The 17001-nt window shown below is 68.1% G+C and carries 17 protein-coding genes; 9 read left to right on the forward strand and 8 right to left on the reverse strand.

Annotated elements, in window-relative coordinates; genetic code table 11:
• Positions 1–1027: 1027 nt before the first annotated feature.
• The 5 genes from ABT294_RS22615 (at position 1028) to ABT294_RS22635 (ending at position 4468) form a co-directional block, all read left to right on the forward strand.
• Positions 1028–1654, forward strand: coding sequence for a hypothetical protein (locus ABT294_RS22615; protein ID WP_350808208.1), 627 nt, complete (start codon positions 1028–1030; stop codon positions 1652–1654).
• A gap of 351 nt (positions 1655–2005) precedes the next feature.
• Positions 2006–2272: a Tn3 family transposase gene (locus tag ABT294_RS22620; RefSeq protein ID WP_350808209.1), complete on the forward strand. Its 267-nt coding sequence runs from the start codon at positions 2006–2008 to the stop codon at positions 2270–2272.
• Positions 2273–2290: 18 nt separating this feature from the next.
• The gene (locus ABT294_RS22625; protein ID WP_350808210.1) at positions 2291–2494 is read left to right on the forward strand and encodes a Tn3 family transposase; all 204 of its coding nucleotides are present in this window, start codon (positions 2291–2293) and stop codon (positions 2492–2494) included.
• Positions 2495–2777: 283 nt separating this feature from the next.
• Entirely contained in the window at positions 2778–3722 is a 945-nt protein-coding gene (locus ABT294_RS22630) for an ATP-binding cassette domain-containing protein (RefSeq protein WP_350808472.1), read from the forward strand.
• On the forward strand, positions 3719–4468 hold the full coding sequence (locus ABT294_RS22635) for an ABC transporter permease (RefSeq protein ID WP_350808211.1): 750 nt from the start codon (positions 3719–3721) through the stop codon (positions 4466–4468). The genes ABT294_RS22630 and ABT294_RS22635 overlap by 4 nt, the downstream gene beginning before the upstream one ends.
• Here the strand turns inward: ABT294_RS22635 and ABT294_RS22640 are convergent.
• Together ABT294_RS22640 and ABT294_RS22645 are read right to left on the reverse strand one after the other, a co-directional pair.
• Positions 4452–7544, reverse strand: coding sequence for an AfsR/SARP family transcriptional regulator (locus ABT294_RS22640; protein WP_350808212.1), 3093 nt, complete (start codon positions 7542–7544; stop codon positions 4452–4454). The genes ABT294_RS22635 and ABT294_RS22640 overlap by 17 nt on opposite strands.
• Before the next feature lie 289 nt (positions 7545–7833).
• Positions 7834–8286, reverse strand: coding sequence for an Lrp/AsnC family transcriptional regulator (locus ABT294_RS22645; protein WP_350808213.1), 453 nt, complete (start codon positions 8284–8286; stop codon positions 7834–7836).
• A 129-nt stretch (positions 8287–8415) separates the two neighbouring features.
• On the opposite strand from ABT294_RS22645, the gene ABT294_RS22650 reads away from it, so the two are divergent.
• Both ABT294_RS22650 and ABT294_RS22655 read left to right on the forward strand, forming a co-directional pair.
• On the forward strand, positions 8416–9303 hold the full coding sequence (locus ABT294_RS22650; RefSeq protein WP_350808214.1) for a phenylalanine 4-monooxygenase: 888 nt from the start codon (positions 8416–8418) through the stop codon (positions 9301–9303).
• Positions 9304–9533: 230 nt separating this feature from the next.
• Complete coding sequence (locus tag ABT294_RS22655) at positions 9534–10340, forward strand: serine hydrolase (protein WP_350808215.1); 807 nt, start codon at positions 9534–9536, stop codon at positions 10338–10340.
• On the opposite strand, the gene ABT294_RS22660 is transcribed toward ABT294_RS22655, so the two are convergent.
• From ABT294_RS22660 to pstS, 5 genes are read right to left on the reverse strand one after another with little or no spacing between them, the layout of a single operon-like run.
• A complete protein-coding gene (locus tag ABT294_RS22660; RefSeq protein WP_350808216.1) occupies positions 10309–11034 on the reverse strand; it encodes a response regulator transcription factor in 726 nt (241 codons plus the stop codon). The two genes, ABT294_RS22655 and ABT294_RS22660, sit on opposite strands and share 32 nt — an antisense overlap.
• A complete protein-coding gene (pstB, locus tag ABT294_RS22665) occupies positions 11034–11810 on the reverse strand; it encodes a phosphate ABC transporter ATP-binding protein PstB (RefSeq protein WP_350808217.1) in 777 nt (258 codons plus the stop codon). The genes ABT294_RS22660 and pstB overlap by 1 nt, the downstream gene beginning before the upstream one ends.
• A 15-nt stretch (positions 11811–11825) precedes the next feature.
• Entirely contained in the window at positions 11826–12701 is an 876-nt protein-coding gene (gene pstA / locus ABT294_RS22670; RefSeq protein ID WP_350808218.1) for a phosphate ABC transporter permease PstA, read from the reverse strand.
• A complete protein-coding gene (gene pstC / locus ABT294_RS22675) occupies positions 12698–13678 on the reverse strand; it encodes a phosphate ABC transporter permease subunit PstC (protein ID WP_350808219.1) in 981 nt (326 codons plus the stop codon). Before pstC ends, pstA begins: the two co-directional genes overlap by 4 nt.
• 6 nt (positions 13679–13684) lie before the next feature.
• Positions 13685–14791 carry a phosphate ABC transporter substrate-binding protein PstS gene (gene pstS / locus ABT294_RS22680; RefSeq protein ID WP_350808220.1) on the reverse strand — a complete coding sequence of 369 codons (1107 nt, stop codon included), beginning with the start codon at positions 14789–14791 and terminating at the stop codon, positions 13685–13687.
• A gap of 121 nt (positions 14792–14912) precedes the next feature.
• Between pstS and ABT294_RS22685 the strand changes: the two genes are divergently transcribed.
• Both ABT294_RS22685 and ABT294_RS22690 read left to right on the forward strand, forming a co-directional pair.
• Positions 14913–15386, forward strand: coding sequence for a low molecular weight protein-tyrosine-phosphatase (locus tag ABT294_RS22685; protein WP_350808221.1), 474 nt, complete (start codon positions 14913–14915; stop codon positions 15384–15386).
• The gene (locus ABT294_RS22690) at positions 15373–16158 is read left to right on the forward strand and encodes a fructosamine kinase family protein (protein WP_350808222.1); all 786 of its coding nucleotides are present in this window, start codon (positions 15373–15375) and stop codon (positions 16156–16158) included. Before ABT294_RS22685 ends, ABT294_RS22690 begins: the two co-directional genes overlap by 14 nt.
• On the opposite strand, the gene ABT294_RS22695 is transcribed toward ABT294_RS22690, so the two are convergent.
• Positions 16155–16988, reverse strand: coding sequence for a TetR/AcrR family transcriptional regulator (locus ABT294_RS22695; protein WP_350808223.1), 834 nt, complete (start codon positions 16986–16988; stop codon positions 16155–16157). The two genes, ABT294_RS22690 and ABT294_RS22695, sit on opposite strands and share 4 nt — an antisense overlap.
• Positions 16989–17001 lie beyond the last annotated feature (13 nt).

Below are 17001 nucleotides of genomic sequence, written 5' to 3' on the forward strand. Positions count from 1 at the left end.
CGGGAGGGTGTGGGAGAGTAGGTCACCGCCGGACAATTGTTAGGTGAGGGCGGGAAGAGGACCCCTGTTGAGGGGTTCTCTTCCCGCCCTTTCCGCTTTTGTGGGGAAAGTCCGGCTCTCTGGCCAGGGGGCGAGGTTCCAGGAGGCGGGTATCCCGCTGCCTGTGGCCGGCGCCGCGCACGGTGTCGGCCCTGGCCGACGTCAACCTCTTGGCCCTGGTTCTCACCATCTCTCGGCCCTGGGTCCTACCATTCGGCCCTGGTTCCCACCGTTCGGCCGTGGAGTGATGCGCGTCGAATCTTGGCAGAGGTGAAGCCGTTCGGTCTGTCGATCTGGAAGCTGCCGGCCACCCAGGCCCGAGTGGTCCGGTCAAGGGAGTCCGGCTGCCCTGGTCGTTCGGGCCGCCGGAGCACATGTGATGGAGGTCGGGACCTTCGGGGTGTGGGCGGCAGGGTCGACATGCGAGAGGCTGCTGCCCGTGTGTCTTCCGCAGTGTCGTTGTCGGCATCGCCTTCTTCTCCACCCTGTGCGGTGCTGGCTAATACCTGCCCTCTGGGGTGCGGCTCCTTTAGAGCTCGAAAGTTCGCCCCCGGAAGGGTGCGCGATGGTCGTCGTCAGCTCACGGCGCTACTCCTGTCGCCAGGCCGAACTGCACCTTTCCGCGGATGCAACTCGATCTGCAGGTTGACTGTTGCGATCACGTTCTGCTTCTCGCAGGTGAAGATAGTCGACTATGACAATTCATCCTTCTTTGAAGTATTGGGTTCTCTGACAGACCCGCTGATAGCCTCGTGCGGTATGGCGTCCCGGTTGGGACGGAAGCGCATTTAATGAACCGCCTCTGAGGGCTGTTGATTATCTGTGAAAAGCGTATTCGATTGGGAGTGGGATGAGCTGGGGAGTTAGAAGGTTCGCGGCGGCAGTGGCGGCGTTGGTCGGACTGTTTATTGTTGGGACGTCCCAAACCGGAAATGCTGCTGAGGTGGCGAAGTCGGCTGACTTGGGCACGTACGGAGATTACTCCAGGATGTTCGAGCGGAGCGCCGGGCAGTTCTGGTCGGGGTCGTGGCGGAACCAGTGGGCGTGGGAGCCGCAAGGTGGCAACGTCTCGTACATCAGGTGGGGGGACCCCGACAAGTGGCCGCCCGCGAACTACGAGAAGTTCGAACGCAGCGCCGATGGTAAATGGGTGCTGCTGGACGGGTACGGCAACAAGGACGGGATGCTCAAGCAGCGCGTCACCAAGGAGCAGATCGGTGACGTCAACTGTCAGAACATGAAGCCGATTCTCTCCCTTGAGGGCAAGCAGCACTACGTTAAATGGGATATCCAGTCGGAGCCGTACTGTCTGGAGGCGTGGGGGAAGATCCTCATTCCGGGTGCCACCTCCGTGGATTTCTACCACAAGCAGGTATGGTTCCCTCCGTCCGCTCCCACGTGCAACAACAAGTATTTCCAGGGGCGGACCTGCATCAAGCAGTTCGAGATCTGGAAGGACAACAACCGCGGCAACGGTGACGTCGGTGGGCCGCTGGAGCTGCGGCATCAGCGGGACAACATCTTCGCCAAGGGGCTTGGGCCGGCGTACATCATTCACAACTACTTCCCGAACGACGGCTGGCAGGCTGAGCTGCGGCACAGCTGGACGTACTGACACAAGCTGTTGAACCGATCGGCGCGTCGTACCGCATCCGACGCACCGATAGGCAAGTCGTGGCGCCATGGTCAAGGCCTGGCGCCGCGGCGCCAGGCGGCTGGGCGCCGGGGGGTGCCGGGCGCCTGGGCGCCGGGCGGGCGCCGGGCGGGTGCCGGGCGGCTGGGCGCGCGGCCGATCCTTGTCGGAACGCCCCCGCCCTCAGCACGGTCATTGCGGCCCTCTACATATGCGCCTTGCACGAGCGCCGCGCGGCCGCCTGAGGCATGCGGTGCACAGCGGTGGCACCGCCCCTCGTGCATGGAGGGGGGTCGGTAGGTAGCGTGTCATGAGCCCCAAACGGCGTTGATCTTGATCAAATACGCCACCGCGATCAAGCACGGCACTGCCTCCACCGAGGCGATCCTGCGCCGGTTCACCGAGTCCGCCTCCCACCCGACGTACCGGGCCATGCTGGAGGTCGGCCGCGCGCAGAAGACCATCTTCGTCGCCCGCTATCTCCGTCCCCGGAACTCCAGCGGGGGACCCAGGAAGGGCTCAACGTGGTGGAGTCCTCCAAGGGAACCAACAGTGTCATCTTCTACGGCAAGGGCGGCGACATCGCCACCAGCGGCGTAAGGAGCTGGAGATGAGCGTTTGTGCCTGCGCGCCGCGCTCGTGGACATCAACACGCTGATGCTCCAGGACGTCCTCCCCGATCCGGAGTGGGCCAAGCTGCTCAAGCCCGCCGACAGCCGCGGGCTGGCTCCGCTGTTCTGGCAGCACGTCCAGCCCTACGGCGAGGTGCGACTGGACGTTGCCAAGCGTTTGCCGCTGGGCGGTGGCGCGGGTACTGCGTAGCCGGGTGAACCGGAGTAGTTAACGATCGTGTCGTTGTCCGATTCCGCGGGGCCGCCGAATATCTGACACACCTGCCTGACCAGCGAGAGCATGGCATCTGGGTTTGGGACGTCAGGAATCTCGGGTGTCAGAGGGCTTCAACGTGGCCGGCGGCGATGTCGTCGGGCGGCGCGCCTGGTCGGCAGAGGTCCCGGCGGCGATCAGGTCTGATGCGGTGTCGTGTCAGCGGCCGCGTCAGCACGGCAACGGCCCGGCATCAGAGCGGTCGGCGATCGTGGACGCCATGAACGGTTCAGCGATTGCGGCCTCGGGGCTGCGAAAGGCATACAAAGACAAGATCGTGCTCGACGGCGTCGACCTGGATGTCCGGGCCGGTACGATCTTCGCCCTGCTCGGGCCCAACGGCGCCGGGAAGACCACGACGGTGAACGTGCTGACCACGCTGCTGACCCCCGACGCCGGGAAGGCGGTCGTCGCCGGGCACGACGTGGTTACGGAGACCAAGGCGGTGCGCGCGGCGATCGGGGTCACCGGGCAGTTCGCTTCGGTGGACGACCTGCTCACCGGCGAGGAGAACCTGCTGCTGATGGCGGATCTCCTGCACCTGCCCAAGACACAGGGTAAGCAGATCGCCCGCCGGTTGCTCGACCAGTTCGACCTGGTCGAAGCGGCGAGCAAGCCGGCGTCGTCCTACTCCGGCGGCATGCGCCGCAAGCTGGACCTTGCCATGACGCTGGTCGGCAAGCCGCAGATCATCTTCCTGGACGAGCCCACGACGGGACTCGATCCGCGCAGCCGCCGCACCATGTGGGAGATCATTCGGGAACTGGTCGCCGACGGTAGGACCATCTTCCTCACCACCCAGTATCTCGAGGAGGCCGACCAGCTCGCCGACCGTATCGCCGTACTCGATCAGGGCCGGCTGGTCGCCGAGGGCACCGCCGACGAGCTCAAGCGCCGGGTTCCCGGCAGCCATGTCCGGCTGCGGTTCACCGATCAGTACGCACTCGACGCCGCGGCACGGGTCCTGCACGAGTCCACGAGGGACGCCGAAGAGCTGACCCTGCGGGTGCCCGGCGACGGCGGGGTGAGGTCATTGCGCGCGCTGCTCGATCGGCTCGACGCGCATTCCATTGAAGCCGAGGAACTGTCGGTGCATACACCGGACCTGGACGATGTCTTCCTCGCCCTTACCGGCCACAAGAACAAGGAGATCAGTGCACGATGAACGTCATCTCGGACTCCGCGACCATGTTGCGGCGCAACTTCCGGCACACGATGCGAAATCCGCTGGCATTGTTCAACGGCATCATCATGCCGCTCGTTCTGATGTTCCTGATGGTCTACATACTCGGCGACGCGTTCAACGTCGGCGTCAACTACGCCGATTACGCGACGCCAGGATTGATCATTACCACCATCTGCTACGGGATCAGCCCCACCGCGATCGCGGTGAATTCCGATATGACGACCGGATTCATCAACCGGCTCCGCGTGATGCAGGTGTCCCGGGGCGCGGTGCTGAACGCGCACGTGATCGCGACCATGCTACGGAGCCTGGTGGCCATCGCGCTCATCATCGGGGTCTCGTTTCTGATGGGATTCCGGCCGTCGGCGAGTTTCACGCAGTGGCTCGGCGTGATCGGCATCGTGGCGTTGGCGGTCCTGGCGATCGGCTGGCTGACGATCGCGTTCGGTCTCGCGGCGAAGTCACCGGAAAGCGCGGGCCTCATCGGTGTCCCGCTGATGCTCCTTCCCTTCCTGAGCAGCGCGTTCGTGCCGGCCGACAAGATGGGGGCGGGGGCGCGGCAGTTCGCCGAGTACCAGCCGTTCACCTCGATCATCGAAACCCTGCGCGGGCTGCTGGCCGGCGCACCGTCGACGGGCTCGGCCATCATGGCGATCGCCTGGTGCGTGGGGATCATGTTGATCGGCTACCTGTGGGCGCGCGCGACGTTCACGAAGCGAGGGTGATCTCCGCCAGCTCACGCCAATCCTGCTGCTGCCCGGCACGGGTCGCCTCGGTGAACACGGTTTCACCGAGGCGATTGCGCGCGTCCGCGGCGATCCTGGAAGCGTCCGGCTGCGAACGATCCGGCGTACCGCGCACGGCGTCGCTTGCCGCGAGCAATCGCACGGCCTGCTCGTACTGTCCCTGGCGCAGCGCGAGATCCGCGATCCCGATCAGCACGTCGGCGATCAGCGGCGGATACGTCGCCGCCACAGCCGCGCGGAACGCCTCGCTCCGATACGCGCGGGCCTTCTCGAGATCCTCGGTGAGGTAGCCGTACAGGTCCATGGACCTGGCGCGGGCCAAGTCGCTCCGTTCCTCGTCGACCAGCATCGCCCGCACCGCGGCCAGGTGCTGGTGTGCCTTGTCCGGCTCGCCGCGCCAGCGCGCCAGCTGCGCCTTCGAAAGCTCCAGCTCGACAAGCGTGTCCGGCCAGGCGATCCCATCCGCGAAGCGCTGTACTTCGGCCATGGCGGACGTGCTGGATCGCTCATCGCCGAGCAGCCAGTACAGCTGAGCCTGCCGTGCCCGCGAGATGGCCACGTCCTCGGTCGCGCCTACCTCGGTCAGCGCCGCGACCGCCTCTTCGTAGTGCTCACACGCACGTGCGAACTGGCCGCGCATGGCGAGCCGATCGGCCAGGAAGGTCAGCGCCAGCGAGATCCCGTAGCGGTCACCCAGCGTGCGGAAGTCGGCAAGGGCGGTTTCGGCGTCGGTGTCCACGTCGGTCTCGTCTCCGCCGAGCGTGAGCCGCAAGCGACCACGAGTGAGCCTGGCCTGCGCGCGCACCCATGGATCGTCGGTGGCGATGAGCGGCTCGAACGCGGGCAGGAGATCCGTCGGCTCCTGCAGCATCCGCTCCCACAGTCCGGCGAATTTGAGCAAAGGGTGGCGATACTCCCTGTCCTGGGTGAATCGGTGCAACTTGTGGATCCACTCCTGCGCCTGATACTGATCGCGGCCGGGCCCCGAGGTCATGAACACTGTCACGATGCTGTACGCCATCGCCCGCACCTCATCGGACACCTCACCGGGCAGCGAGGCGGCCGCGATGCTCAACTCGGTGCCCTCGGCCCTGTACCCACTGAGATACCAGTACCAGCCCACGGCCCCGACCAGCCGCATCGCCTCCTGTGCCCACCCCTCGGCGATCGCCCCGCGCAGGGCCGTACCGATGTTGTCGTGCTCGGCCTTGAACGTGGACAGCCATTCCAGCTGCTCGGCCCGGCGCAGGTGCGGCTCGGCCGTCTCGGCCAGCTCGGTGAAGTAGGCAAGGTGCGCCCGGCGCGCCGGCTCGGTTTCCCCGGCTTCGGCGAGCCGGTGCGCCGCGTACTCGCTGATGGTGTTGAGCATCCGATAGCGCGGCGTGCCCTCGCCGTCGGCGAGCAGCAGCGACTTCTCGATCAACGCGGTCAGCAGGTCGAGTACCTGCTCCCCGCCGAACGTCTCGTCGCCGCACACCCGTTCGGCCGCTTCCAGGCTTACCCCGCCGGAGAACACCGAGAGCCGCCGCAGCACGCCACGTTCGGCCTCGGTCAACAGATCCCAGCTCCAGTCCACGACCGCGCGCAGTGTCTTGTGCCGGGACAGCGCCGTACGGCTGCCGCTGGTCAACAGCCGGAATCGGTCATCGAGCCGGCGCGCAAGCTGATCGATGGACATGGTGCGGAGGCGTGCCGCGGCCAGTTCGATCGCCAGTGGCACCCCGTCGAGCGCCCGGCAGATCCGCGCCATGGCCGCCAAGGTGTGCGCGTCGGAGCCGATGTCCTTGCGTACCAAATTCGCGCGGTCCCGCAGCAGCCGCACCGCGGGAGAGGAGGCGACCTCGGCGGGGTCCGCTCCCTTCGCGGGCAGCGCGAGCGGCTCGACCTGCCACAGGACCTCCCCGGTGATACCGAGGGGTTCCCTGCTCGTGGCCAGAATCCGCAGCCTCCGGCACTCTCCCAGAAGCCGATCCGCGAAGGCCGCGGCCTCCTCGATCACGTGCTCGCAGTTGTCCAGGATGAGCAAGATCGCGCGCTCCCGGACCGCGGCGATGAGCCGATCCATCGGTTCCCCGCCGCGCGCATCACCGAGCAATGCCTGGTCACGCAGGCCGATCGCGGTAAGGACGGCCTGCGCCAGGTCACCGCCTGCCCGCACCGAGGCCAGTTCGACCAGCCACGCCCCATCCGGCAGCTCGGTGAGCATCGTCCGCGCGGTCTCCGTGGCCAGCCTTGTCTTGCCGGAGCCGCCCGCCCCCGTCAAGGTGACCAGCCGATGCCCGATGGCCAGAACGGCGACCGCGGAGATGTCATCGTCCTTGCCGACGAAGCTCGTCAGCTCGGCGCGCAGGTTCGTCCGGCGGTTCTCCGCCCGCTCGCCCAGCTCGCCCCGTAGCAACGCGGTGTGCAGCGCGGAGAGCTCGGCCGATGGGTCGGCGCCCAACTCCTCGGCGAGCAGCTCGCGCGTCCGCTGGTACACGGTCAACGCCTCGTTGCCGCGCCCCGCCTCGGCGAGCGCTCGCATCAGCGCCGCCACGAACCCCTCCCGCAGCGGATACGTGGCGACCAGCTCGGTCAGCTCGGAGACCAACTCCGAGCCACGGCCGAGGCGAATATCCGCATCCACCCGATCCCCGAGCGCGGCGACGTAGAGATCGTCCAGGCGCGCGACCGCGGCGTCGAACGCATCGCTGTCTCGCAGTGCGATATCCGCCATGGCCGTGCCGCGCCACAAGGCCAAGGCCGAGCGCAGCAGATCAGCCCGCGCCGCAGGCTCGGCGGCACGGGCCTGGCCGACCAGGTGCTCGAACCGGCACGCGTCCACGGCATCAGGAGCCACGGCCAGCCGGTATCCGCCGGAATCCGCCTCGATCACACCGTCCGGCAGCACCCTGCGCAGCCTGGACACCAACGCCTGCAAGGCATTCACTTCGTCCGCGGGCGGCTGTTGCCCCCAGATCCAGTCCACCAGCCTCGCACGCGTGACGATCCGGCCGGGTTCGAGGGCGAGTGCGGCCAGCAGGGCGCGCAGCCGAATCCCGGGAACCTCCACCACGGCCCCATCATGGTTCCGGACCTCGAAGGGTCCGAGCAATCCGACTAGCACATCAGTAATTTTGCCGTACCGTGGCGAACTGCCCGCAATCCGCCAACATCGGTCATTGGATCGTTATCATCGCAGGTCGGACGAATGTGGTGGATTTTCGGCGGATGCTACGGGGATCCCCATCCAGGGCGACGCGGCACGCGGGCCAGGCGCTCGGCGACGTCGTACATCCGTTCCAGGTAACCGGCGAGCCCGGCGTCGCCGGCCGGTCTTACCCAACAGCAGGGTGCGTTGGTGGTCAGCGGGACGTCAGCAGGGGCTCGACGCGGTACGGGATCTGGGTGGAGAGCGCGATCGTGGTGTCTGTCCGCTGGACGCCGGGGGAGGCCAGGATGCGTGCGATGACCTCCTGGAGGTGGTCGGTGCTGCGGGCGACCACCCGGCAGAGCAGGTCGTGCTGGCCGCTCGTGCCGTACACCTCCAGGATCTGCGGGACGGCGCGAAGGGCCTGGACGGCTTCGTCCAGGCGTCCCTGGGCGATCTGCAGGGACACGAACGACAGGATCGGGTACCCGGCCGCGGCCGTGGAGACGGTCGGGCCGAAGTCGACGATCACGCCGCGCGCCGTCAGCTTCTCCACGCGGGCCTGGACGGTGCCTCTGGCGACGCCGAGCAGCCGGGCCAGCTCGGTGAGCCCGATGCGCGGGTGTGCCCGCATGGTCACAAGCAGCTTGGCGTCCAGCTCGTCCATGGGCGGGCCCCCTCGAGACTGTGCGATTCGACCAGGAGAATGGGGATATGGGCGTACTTCAGCTAGCGTATCGCGCAGGAGAACTGGGCGCTCTTGCCAGGAAATTTCGGATTTGCTGTTATCTGCTCCATGTTCGAGGAAGCGCAGTACTTCGCCCCGGTCGCGGCCAGGGATGACGGTTCGGTGGTGGTCGAGCTGGCCGCGTCGCATCCTGGTTTCGCCGACCCGGTCTACCGGACCAGGCGCAACGCGATCGCGGGGCTGGCGGTGAACTACCGGCGCGGGACGCCGATCCCGGTCGCCGAGTACACCGAGCAGGAGCACGGCATCTGGGCGCTGGTCACCAGGGAACTGGCGGTCAAGCACGACAAGTACGCCACGGCGGAGTACCTCGACGGCGCCGCCAGGCTCGGGCTGCCTCAGGACAGGATCCCGCAGTTGGAGGAGGTCAGCCGGCTGCTCGAGCCGCTGACGGGCTTCCGGTACCTGCCCGCCGCCGGGCTCGTCCCGCTGCGCGACTTCTACGGCGTGCTCGCCGACGGGTACTTCCACTCGACGCAGTACATCCGCCACCATTCCGTCCCGTTCTACACGCCCGAGCCGGACGTGATCCACGAGGTGATCGGGCACGCCAACGCGCTGGCCAACGACCGGTACGCCGCCCTCTACCGGCTGGCCGGGGAGGCGGCACGGCGGGTGGAGAGCGAGGAGGCGCTGGAGATCGTCTCGAAGGTCTTCTGGTTCACCCTGGAGTTCGGCGTGATGTCGGAGGGGGCCGAGCTCAAGGCGTACGGGGCCGGGATCCTGTCGTCGTACGGGGAGATCGAGGAGTTCCGCGGCATGGACATCAGGCCGCTGGACCTACAGGCCATGAGCACCACCAAGTACGACATCACGAAATATCAGGATGTGCTGTTCCGGGCGGACTCGCTCCAGCACCTGGAGGATGTCGTGGGCGGCTTCTGGGCCACCTGTGACGACGAATCGATCGCGAAAATGGTCCGCGTTTCCCGCTAGCGCCGTTGTCTGGTTTCTCGCGATAATTCGCGGAAAATCATGAGAAGGGCGGGGGCGTGTTATCGCGATTGATCACGGCTGTGGCCCTTCTCCTCCCGATGACCGTGTGCGGCGGCGCCCAGGCGACGGTCGGGCAGCCTGGGGCCGCTGACCTCCCGCATGCATCGTCCGTCGAGGGGGAGACGCGGGCTGAGGCTGCCTGGAGCCATGCAGGTCTGAAAAGGGTTGAGGTGGCGAAGAACCCTGAGAGCCTGACGAGGGGTGAGGGGGCCGGAAGGCTGGTGGCGGGGGTGGCGTCCGGCGTGCCCAAGGAGATCACCAAGCGTCTGGACCGCTACCTGGCCGGACGTCCTGGGCCTGTCACCGCCATGGTCGAGGACCTGGGCACCGGCCGCCTGTATCGCTATCACCGCAACGAGCGTCTGATCACCGCGAGCACCGCCAAGGTGCAGATCCTGATGGCCCTGCTGCTCAGAACGCCGTGGCGCAAGCTCTCCATGGCGACCAGGCACGACGCCGACCTCATGATCCGCTACAGCGACAACCACGCCGCCGACCGGCTCTGGCTCCGGGTCGGCGGCGCTTCCGGTTTCGCCAGGGCGGGCAGGCGGTTCGGCCTGCGCCACACCCAGGGGGTCCCCGGCGACTGCCTGGACCTGTACTGCTGGGGCATCACCAGGACGTCGGCGGAGGATCAGGTCCGCCTGATGAAGGCGCTGGTGTCGAAGAAGAGCCCGCTCCCGGCCAAGGACCGGGCGCAGGTGCTCAGGCTGATGGGCAACGTCGTCGACGGCCAGAACTGGGGTGTCAGCGCCGCCACCTGCAAGGGCGACCGGGTGGCGCTCAAGAACGGCTGGCTGAAGCGCGTGTCGACCAAGCGTTGGGCCGTGGTCAGCGTCGGGGTGATACGTGGCCACGGCCACGACTATGCGGTCGCCGTCCTCAGCGAGGGTAGTGCCGAGGTGGGGTACGGCATAGCGACGGTGGAGGGCGTCGCCAAGCGCATTATGCGGTCGTTCCGGAAATGCCGGGCGTGACGAGGCGGTAGCCCACGCCGCGGACGGTCTGGATGAGCTGGTCGTCGTTGTCACCGAGCCGGTGACGCAGCCGTTTGACGTGCACCGCGATCGTGTTCGTCGAGGTGCTGGCCGCCGCGTGCCAGACGTGCCGCATGATCTGCTCGCGGGTCACCGTCCGGTCGGCGTTGCGCATCAGGTAGTGGAGCAGCTCGAACTCGCGCAGCGGCAGGTGCACGGCCCGCCCGTCCACCCGGACCTGGTAGGCCTGGACGTCCAGCTCGACGGGGCCGACGGCGAGCACCTTGCGTCCCTCAGGGGAGGCGGCCTGGATGAACGGGAGCAGTTCGGGCACCCGGTACGGGCGGGCGACGCAGGCCGCGGCTCCGGCCGCGAGGGCCGCCACGGCCTGCTCGGCGTGCCCTTCACCGACGCCCAGGAGCACCGGTACGGCTCGTGAGAGCCGCACCGCGCGTACGAACTCCACCGCGTCGATGACCGGCAGCGTGGCGGCGACCAGTACCACGTCGGGCTGCAGCGCTCCTGCCTGCAGCAGCCCCTGGGCGCCGTCGCCGACGCCCGTCACGGCCACGCCCTCGCGTTCGAGAACCGCGGCCACCTCCTCCACGACGGCCCAGTCGGGGTCGGCGATGAGCAGTACGGGCTTGGTCCTCGTGTCCCCGTGCACCGTGGATGCCGCCTGCTGGTGGATCATCAGCCGAAGCGCCCGGTGATGTAGTCCTCGGTCGCCTTCTGGGAGGGATTGGTGAACATGCGGGAGGTCTCGTCCATCTCGATGACCTTGCCGGGCTTGCCCTGCGCGGCGAGGTTGAAGAAGGCGGTCCTGTCGCTGACCCGGGCGGCCTGCTGCATGTTGTGGGTGACGATGACGATCGTGAACTCGTCCTTGAGCTTGGCCATCAGGTCCTCGATGGCCAGCGTGGAGATCGGGTCGAGGGCGGAGCACGGCTCGTCCATGAGCAGCACCTCCGGCTTGACGGCGATCGCGCGGGCGATGCAGAGCCGCTGCTGCTGGCCGCCCGACAGGCCGGCGCCGGGCTTGTTGAGGCGGTCCTTGACCTCGTTCCAGAGGTTGGCGCCCTTGAGCGACTCCTCCACGACGCCGTCGAGCTGCGACTTGGGGACGCGGCCGTTGAGCCGGAGCCCGGCGGCGACGTTCTCGTAGATCGACATCGTGGGGAACGGGTTCGGACGCTGGAAGACCATGCCGATCATCCTGCGGACCGAGACCGGTTCGATGCTGGGGGCGTACAGGTCCTCGCCGTCGAGCAGCACCTTGCCCTCCACGCGCGCGCCCGGGATGACCTCGTGCATCCGGTTGAGCGTGCGCAGGAACGTCGACTTGCCGCATCCGGACGGGCCGATGAAGGCGGTGATCGAGCGCGGCTCGATGGTCATCGAGACGTCCTCGATGGCCTTGTGCGACCCGTAGTAGGCGTCGAGGCCCGAAACCTGGATCTGCTTAGACATTTCGGCGGATACCCCCTATCGGCCCCTGGACGGCGCTCGCCACCGGGCGATGAGGCGCGCCACCAGGTTCAGCAGCATGACGATCAGGATGAGCGTGAGGGCTCCGGTCCACGCCCGGTCCACGGCGGTGTCGTTGGGACGTCCTGCCTGGTCGAAGACGAAGAGGGGAAGCCCCATCTGCGGCCCGTTGAACGGGTCGTTGTTGATGGAGTCGGTGAAGAACACGGTCAGCAGCAGCGGAGCGGTCTCGCCCGCGACCCTGGCCACCGCGAGCATGACACCGGTGACGATGCCGGTGAAGGCGGTCGGCAGGACGACCCGCACGATCGTCCGCCACTTGGCGACGCCCAGCGCGTACGAGGCTTCGCGCAGGTCGTTGGGGACCAGGCGGAGCATCTCCTCGGCCGATCTGACCACGGTCGGCATCATCAGGATCGACAGGGCGAGCGCGCCGGCGAAGCCGGAGAACGGCATCCCGAGGAACAGGACCCAGAACGCCAGGATGAACAGGCCGGAAACGACAGAAGGGACGCCGGTCATGACGTCCACGAAGAAGCTGATGTATCGGCTCAGCCGGCCGCCGTTGCCGTACTCGACCAGGTAGATCGCGGTGAGCAGGCCGATCGGGACGGAGATCAGCGAGGCCAGCAGGACCTGTTCGAGCGTGCCGATGATCGCGTGGTAGGCGCCGCCGCCCGCGTCCCGCGCGCCGATGTTGCGCATCGAGTGGGTGAGGAACTCCAGGTCGAAGCGGGCCAGGCCGTTCTTGATGACGAGCCAGAGCACCGAGACGAGCGGCACCACCGCCAGTGCGAACGCGAGGTAGACCAGCCCTTGGACGATGCGGTCCTTGACGCGGCGGCTGGTCGAGATGTGCTGGATCGTGGTCATGCGCCGGCCCTCGCGAACTCCTTGCGGCGGTTGATGACGAAGCGCGCGCCCATGTTCACGAGCAGGGTGATCAGGAACAACACCAGGCCCGAGGCGATCAGCGCGCCGCGGCCGATCGGGGTGGCCTCGCCGAAGCCGTTGGCGATGTTGGCCGCGATGCTGTTGGCGTGCGGGGTGAGGATCTCGAAGCTGATGTCGAAGGTGGCGGGGAAGATCAGCGCGACCGCGATGGTCTCGCCCATCGCCCGGCCCAATCCGAGCATCGCGGCGCTGATGACGCCGGGGCGGCCGAACGGCAGCACGGCCATCCTGATCATCTCCCAGCGGGTGGCGCCGAGCGCGAGCGCCGCCTCCTCGTTCATCTTGGGAGCCTGGAGGAAGACCTCGCGGGTGATGGCCGCGATGATCGGCAGGATCATGATCGCCAGCACGATCGCGCCCGCGATCATGGTCTTGCCGCCGATGGCGCCCTCGCCGGCGAACAGCGGGAACCAGCCGAGGTTCTCGTTCAGCCACTGCGACGGCGTCTTGAGCAGGGGGACCAGGAAGACGACGCCCCACAGGCCGTAGACCACACTGGGGACGGCGGCGAGCAGGTCCACCAGGTAGCCGAGCGGGCCGGCCAGGCGGCGGGGCGCGTAGTGGGAGATGAACAGGGCCACGCCGACCGCGATCGGGGTCGCGATGACGAGCGCGAGTGCCGAGCTGAGGATCGTGCCGAACGCCAGGGCGGCGATGCCGAACACCTGGCTGCCGTTGGGGTCCCAGATCAGCTCGGTGAAGAAGGAGCCCTTGTTCGCCTGCAGGGCGGGGATCGCCTCGCTGATGAGGAAGACGGCGATGGCCGCCATGATCGCCAGCAGGACGATGCCCGCGCCGGTGGCCGCGAAGCGGAAGGGACCTTCACCATGGCTGCGCCGCGAGGCGGGTCGGCCCGTGGCCGACCCGCCCCCACGGGTACGGACGTTTGTCGTCATGAGTTGTTAGGAGATCGCCTCGACAGCGGCACGGACCTTGGCGAGCAGGGTGCCTGCGAGCGGGGCGTAACCCAGGTCCTTCAGCGCGGCCTGGCCCTCGTCGCTGGCGGTGTAGGTGAGGAAGGACTTGACCAGCTTGGACTGGTCGGCCGGCAGGCCCTTCTCGCAGGTGATCTCGTACGTGACCAGGACGATCGGGTAGGCGCCCGCGGTCTTGGTGGCGTAGTCGATGCCCAGCTTGAGGTCGTTGCCGGTGCCCTTGATCTCGGCGGTCTCGACCGTCTTGGCCGCGCTGTCGGCCGACAGCTCGACGAACTCGCCGGCGCCGTTGGCGACCTTGGCCTTCTGCAGCTGGGAGTTCTCGGCGTAGGAGAGCTCGACGTAGCTGATGGCGCCCTCGGCGCCCTTGACGCTGGACGCGATCTGGTCGGAGCCCTTGGCGCCCTGGCCCTTGGCCTCGGCGGGCCACGCCTTGGCCGGCTCGTACGGCCAGTCAGCCGTCGCCTTGAGGAACTTGGTGAAGTTGTCGCTGGTGCCGGACTCGTCCGAGCGGTGGAACGCCTGGATCGGCGTGGAGGGCAGCTTGGCCTGCGGGTTGTCGGCCTTGATGGCCGCGTCGTCCCACTTGGCGATCTTGCCGTTGAAGATGGCGCCGAGCGTCTTGGGCGACAGCTGCAGGCCCTCGACACCGGGCAGGTTGTAAACGACCGCGATGGGGCCGGTCACCATCGGGATGTTGATGGCCTTGCCGGTCTTGCATCGGGCGTCGGCCTGGGCGGGCTCGCCCTTGTCGTCCTTGAGGGCCGAGTCGGAACCCGCGAAGGCGACCGTTCCCTGGATGAACGCCTGCACGCCCGCGCCGGAGCCGCTGGGCTGGTAGTTCAGGCTGACACCCGGGTTCTTGGCCTGGAAGTCCTTCTTCCACTGGTCGATCGCGTTGGCCTGGGCAGAGGAGCCCGCAGCGTTGATCGTGCCGCTGGTGCCGTTGTCGTTGCCCTGGGCGGTAGCGGCAGAGGTGCTCGCGCCACCAGTGCCGTTGTTGTCTGTGCCGCACGCAGCGAGCGAGAGCGCGCCGACTACGGCGACGGCGGCGAGCCGGCCTGCATACTTCACGGTTGGGTTCCTCCCACTTGGTCCTTAGTCGACTCAGAAATTACGCAGGCAAAGTGACTCAATCCCCCCATCGAGGGTGAACGTTCGGTGAACGCGCCCGGTCACCGTCATGATGGGCTCTATGACCTACCGCGTAATCCTGGTGTGCATGGGAAACATCTGCCGTTCACCCATGGCCGAGGTGGTGCTCCGCAGGAAGCTGGCCGATCACGGGCTCGGGGACCGGGTTCTGGTCGAGAGCGCCGGAACCGGCGGCTGGCACGCCGGCGACCCGATGGACGAGCGGGCCCTGCAGACCTTGTCCGAGCACGGTTACGACGGCTCGGCGCACCGGGCCAGGCAGTTCACCGACGACTGGTTCGACCGCTACGACCTGGTGCTGGCCATGGACCGCGACAACCTGCGGTTTCTGCGGCGGATCGCCCCCGGCGACGCCGAGGTGCGGCTGCTGCGGTCGTTCGACCCCGACGCCCCCGAAGGGGCTGAGGTGCCCGATCCGTACTACGGCGGCCGGGAGGGTTTCGAAGAGGTGCTGCGTCTCGTGGAGGCCGCGTGCGAGGGCGTCGCCAAGCATGTCGCCGATGAGATCGACTGAGGATCTCGGCTCGTCGCACGGCTGGCGGCTGCGGCGCGGCGTGCTGGACGACGGCCGCGAGGTGTTCGTCAAGGACGGGGCTCCGCCGCCGCTGATCGCGTCCGAGGCTGCCGGGCTGCGCTGGCTGGGTGAGGCGATCGCGGTGCCCGAGGTGGTCGAGGCCGACGGTGACCGGTTGGTGCTGTCGTGGGTGGCGGAGGAGCCGCCGACCGCCGCCGCTGCCGAGCGGTTCGGGCGTGACCTCGCGCGGCTGCACCTCGCGGGCGCCCCCGCCTTCGGCGCGCCCTGGCCGGGGTTCATCGCGGAGCTGCCGATGGACAACTCGCCCGCCGATGACTGGCCGGTCTTCTACGCCGCCCGCCGCGTCCTGCCGTTCCTTCGGCGGGCGCGCCTGTCGTCCGGGGACGCCGGCCTGGTCGAACGGGCCGTGGAGCGGTTCGCCGAGGTCGCGGGGCCGCCGGAGCCGGTGGCGCGCATCCACGGCGACCTGTGGAGCGGCAACGTGCTCTGGTCGGGCGGCACCGGGGTGCTCGTCGATCCGGCGGCGCACGGCGGTCACCGGGAGACCGACCTGGCGATGCTCGCCCTGTTCGGCGCGCCGTTCCTGGACCGGGTGCTGGGGGCGTACCAGGAGGAGGCGCCGCTGGCCGACGGGTGGCGGGATCGGGTGCCTTTGCACCAGTTGCATCCGCTGCTCGTCCACGTCGTGCTGTATGGCGGGACGTACCGGTCGAGCCTCATGCGGACGGTCTCGCAGGTGCTCGCCCTCTAGGTGGTGGCGCGCTTGCGGTAGGCGCGCTGCTGGCAGGCGCGTGAGCAGTACCGGCGGGGCCGTCCAGACGGGGCGCCTTCCAGGACCGTGCCGCAAACCCGGCATGTTTCATCACGCTTTTCATCACGCTCTTTGATGAGCACCTCGATGCCGTCCAGCACGCGCCGCAGGCCGAACTCGAAGGAGTCCTCCGGCTGGTCGTACCCGCCCGCCTCCCACAGGTAGGAGAGCGTCGGGTAGCGGTCGAGCCGCTCGTAGAGGGAGTCGCGGGCGCCCCACCACTCCTCCTCGCTCACCCCGCTGCGCCGTTCCTCCCTGGACGTCTCCACCAGCGCCAGGGCCTCGGCGTCGACGAAGCGGCCGACCAGGCCCACCACGGCGATCATCTCGGCGGGGCTCAGCCCGGTGCCGGCGACCGCGCTCAGCATGTACTCGTAGTGCGCGACGGCGTTGGGGCCGGGCACGTGCCGGGTGCCGCGCACCTCGGCCAGCCACGGGTGCCTGCTGCGCAGTTCCCAGGCCGCGCGGGCGCGCTCCTCCAGGCGGGCCCGCCAGCCGCCCTCCTGCGGGGCCGTCAGGGGCTGCTCGCCCAGGACCGCGTCGCGCATGAGGTCGACGAGCTGGTCGCGGCCGGGGACGTGGCGGTAGAGCGACATCGTGGTGAAGCCGAGCCGGTCGGCCACCTTGCGCATGGACAGGCCCTCCAGGCCTTCGGCGTCGGCCAGCTCGATGCCGGCCCGCACGATCCGGGCCAGGCTCAGCCCCGGCCGGGGCTCGCGGTCGCCGTCGTGCCACAGCAGCTCGACGACGCGGTCCGGATCTCTCGTCATGGGTGCGCTCCTC

Source organism: Nonomuraea sp. NPDC000554, assembly GCF_040300065.1.
Classification (GTDB): Bacteria; Actinomycetota; Actinomycetes; order Streptosporangiales; family Streptosporangiaceae; genus Nonomuraea.